The organism is Micromonospora sp. KC207 (assembly GCF_004348615.1).
In the GTDB taxonomy this organism is placed as follows: domain Bacteria; phylum Actinomycetota; class Actinomycetes; order Mycobacteriales; family Micromonosporaceae; genus Micromonospora.
This window is the reverse complement of sequence record NZ_SMKJ01000636.1, coordinates 1-356: the sequence shown is the minus strand read 5'-3', so window position 1 is coordinate 356 and position 356 is coordinate 1. Positions and strand designations below refer to the sequence as shown.

At 62.1% G+C, this 356-nt stretch carries 1 pseudogene; it reads right to left on the bottom strand.

Features of this window, described 5'->3' with window-relative positions:
• Positions 1 to 253: 253 nt before the first annotated feature.
• Positions 254 to 356: pseudogene (locus E1258_RS35340) on the bottom strand (IS5/IS1182 family transposase); the annotation flags it as partial.

Below are 356 nucleotides of genomic sequence, written 5' to 3'. Positions count from 1 at the left end.
GTCGGCCAGCTCGAACAACGCATCCTCACGAGCGGTCAGACAACGGTGGAACTCACGCCGGAACGCGGCCAGCCGCCCCACCTCACCGATCGACCCGGCATCGTGCACACTGATCACCAGACAGCCCCTGGTTCTTGATCTTCTTCCCTAGACACGAGGAATGATCGATCAAGGGCTGTCCCCATGATCAGCCGGGGTCGATACCGCCGCCCAGCAGGTTAAAGATCAAGCTAAGGCGTGTTTCATAAGCCGGTCAGAGCCACTCGCAGATGATGGTGATGGTCAGGACGGCCTGGAACCGGACGGCCAACTTGTCGTAGCGGGTGGCCACGCCGCGGTGGCGCTTGAGTCGGGCG